Genomic DNA, 1,451 nt, shown 5'->3' with positions numbered 1-1,451 from the left:
TCGACGCCGCCGCGCGCGCGGACCGGGTCGTGCCGCTGGTGCGCGCCGTGCAGGACCGGCATGTCCGCGCGGGCCAGGCACGCCGGTGGGCCGAGGAGACCCGTTCCCGGGTCGGGATGCTGCTTCCGCCCAGCGCGTCCGAGGACGTCCTGGCGAAGGCCGAGCGCGCGCGCCGCGACGAGATGGCGAAGCTCGCGGACCGCCGGCAGGAGGCGGCGCGGCTGAGCGAGCTGGAGGCCGAGCGGGCGGAGCTGGAGCGCGAGTTGGCGCGCCTCGAACCCGAGGAGGCGCGGATCTCCGCGGCTCTCGCCGACCTTCCCGGGATCGTCGAGGCGCGCCGCGCCGAACTCGACGAGGCGCGGATCGCCGCGGCCGGGCGTCCGGGCGCGGAGGCCGCGGTCGCCGACGCGCGCCGCCGGCTCGACGCGGCGCACCGCCGCGACCAGGTCGGGCACCTGCTCGCCGAGGCGGAGGCCGCGCACCGCGACGCGGTCGACGCCGCGCAGGACGCCCGGCAGCACGTCCTGGACCTGCGGCAGGCGCGGCTCGACGGGATGGCGGCCGTCCTCGCCGGGGAGCTGGAGGACGGCGAGCCCTGCCGGGTCTGCGGCTCCACCGAGCACCCCGCCCCGCTCACGTCCCTCGCGCTGATCCCGACCGAGGAGCAGGTCGACGAGGCGCAGGCCGCCGCCGACCGCGCCCAGCACGACCGGGAGGGCGCGGCGCGCCATGTGGAGGCGCTGCGCACCGAGCGCGACGGCCTGCTGGAGACCGTCGGCGAGGCCGCCGCCGAGGCGCTCGCCGCCGATCTGGCCGAGGCCGAGGAGCTGCTCGCGGCGGCGACGGTACGGGCCGCGGAGGCCGACCGGCTGGAGAGCGTCCTGCACCGCGACGAGCAGGAGCTCGAACGCGTCCGCGACGCCCGGGACGGCAACGTCCGGGCGCTCACCGCGAACCGCACCCGGCGCGCGGAGCTCGACGCCGAGGAGAAGCGGCTGCGCGCGGCGCTGGACGAGGCGCGCGGCACCGACCCGACCCTGGAGGCGCGCATCGACCGGCTCGGCCGCGAGGCCGACGCGCTGGCCGAGGCGATGGACGCGCTGCGGGAGGCCGACCGCGCCGCCGAGGAACTCGCCGCCGCTCGCGCGCGCGCCAAGGCCACCGCCGAGGAGGAGGGCTTCCGCACACCGGACGAGGTGCTCGCCGCCGCGATGCCGGACGAGGAGCAGGCCGGGCTCCGCGACCGGCTCCGCCGCTTCGACGACGAGGAGGCGCTCGTCCGCGACCTGCTCGCCGACCGGACGCTGGCCGAGGCCGCCGCCGGACCGGCCCCCGACCTGGACGCGCTGGAGGCGGCGCTCGCGGAGGCGGAGGACGCCCGGACCGGCGCCGCGTCCGCCGCCGACCGGGCCCGGCACCGCTGCGAGCGGCTCGCGCGGCTGCGCGCGGAC

At 79.8% G+C, this 1,451-nt stretch carries 1 pseudogene; it reads left to right on the top strand.

The window, feature by feature from the left end:
• Window positions 1-1,451: pseudogene (locus tag F9B16_RS52170) on the top strand (AAA family ATPase); the annotation flags it as partial.

The sequence above is a fragment of the Actinomadura montaniterrae genome (assembly GCF_008923365.1).
GTDB classification, from domain to species: domain Bacteria; phylum Actinomycetota; class Actinomycetes; order Streptosporangiales; family Streptosporangiaceae; genus Spirillospora; species Spirillospora montaniterrae.
This window is presented reverse-complemented; position numbering and strand designations above follow the sequence as displayed.